At 69.6% G+C, this 1,066-nt stretch carries 1 protein-coding gene; it reads left to right on the forward strand.

Features of this window, described 5'->3' with window-relative positions:
* Positions 1 to 56 precede the first annotated feature (56 nt).
* A partial coding sequence (locus ACIQIB_RS39560; RefSeq protein ID WP_400764336.1) for an acyltransferase domain-containing protein occupies positions 57 to 1,066 on the forward strand: 1,010 nt, incomplete at its 3' end.

Consider the following 1,066-nt stretch of genomic DNA (forward strand, 5'->3'; position numbering starts at 1 on the left):
TCGGTGGGGAGTCGGGGCGTGTGGTGTCGGGTGTGGTGGGTGGTTCGGGTGGTCGGTTGGGGCTGCTGTTCTCGGGTCAGGGGAGTCAGCGGGCGGGGATGGGGCGGGTGTCGTACGGCTCGTTCCCGGTGTTCGCGGCTGCTTTGGATGAGGTGTTGGGGTGCTTCGAGGGTCTGGTGGACGGGCCGTCGTTGCGGGAGGTGATGTTCGCCGAGGCCGGGGACGGGCTGCTGGATCGGACGGAGTTCACGCAGCCGGCGTTGTTCGCGTTCGAGGTGGCGTTGTTCCGGTTGCTGGAGTCGTGGGGTGTGCGTCCCGGGTTCGTGGCGGGGCATTCGATCGGTGAGTTGGCGGCTGCGCATGTGGCGGGGGTGTGGTCGCTGGCGGATGCGTGTGTGGTGGTGGCGGCGCGGGCTCGGTTGATGGGGGCTCTGCCGTCGGGTGGGGCGATGTTGGCGGTGGAGGCGTCGGCGGGTGAAGTCTCCGTGGTGGTGGGTGAGTTCGCTGGTCGGGTGTCGGTTGCGGCGGTGAACGGTCCTCGGGCGGTGGTGGTCTCGGGTGAGGCCGAGGCCGTGTCGGAGCTGGAGGGGCGGTTCCGGGCTGAGGGGTGCCGGGTTCGTCGGTTGCGGGTGAGTCATGCGTTTCATTCGCCGTTGATGGAGCCGATGTTGGAGGGGTTCCGGGAGGTGGTGTCGGGGGTTTCGTTCTCGGTGCCGCGTTTGGGGATGCCGGCGGGGGAGTCGGTGTGTGATCCGGAGTACTGGGTGCGTCATGTGCGGGATGCGGTGTTGTTCGCGGACCAGGTGGCGTGGCTTGCGGGCGCCGGGGTGGACCGGCTCATCGAGGTCGGTCCGGGCGGGGTGTTGTCGGCGCTGGCGCAGGAGTGCCTGACCGGTACGGATGCGGACGTGGTGGTGGTTCCGGCGGTTCGCAAGGGGCTGGCGGAGGACGAGGCGTTGGTGCGTGCGGTGGCTGAACTGCACGTGGCGGGTGTGGAGTTCGACTGGGAGGGCGTGTTCGCGGGCCGGGAGGCGGGCCGGATCGCCCTGCCCACCTACCCCTTCCA

It is taken from the genome of Kitasatospora sp. NPDC092286 (genome assembly GCF_044755565.1).
Taxonomy (GTDB): Bacteria; Actinomycetota; Actinomycetes; order Streptomycetales; family Streptomycetaceae; genus Kitasatospora.